Raw genomic sequence first — 245 nt, 5'->3', positions numbered from 1 at the left:
ATCAGGTTCCCAGCGGCTTGTTTGCTTTAGCACAGCCCTACTCAACAGGGAATGCGGGTGATTTGGCTATTAAAACTAATAGTTTACTAGTCAAAGATGGGGCATGGGTAAGTGCTAATACATTTGGTGCGGGTAAGGGTGGAAATTTAACCGTTGATGCCCAAGATGTACAAATTATTGGTATAAGTGCTAATGGTAATCCCAGTAGTTTGTTTGCTTCCGCATATCCAGACTCAACAGGGGAT

Annotated in this window: 1 protein-coding gene; it reads left to right on the top strand. The window is 43.3% G+C overall.

The window, feature by feature from the left end:
• Window positions 1-245: hypothetical protein (locus tag SAZ04_RS22755; RefSeq protein WP_332700015.1), on the top strand; the 245-nt coding region annotated here is incomplete at both ends.

It is taken from the genome of Halalkalibacter lacteus (genome assembly GCF_036663595.1).
GTDB classification, from domain to species: domain Bacteria; phylum Bacillota; class Bacilli; order Bacillales; family Bacillaceae_D; genus Halalkalibacter; species Halalkalibacter lacteus.
Note: the sequence above shows the minus strand (reverse complement) of the source record. Positions and strands in the feature narration are given on the sequence as shown.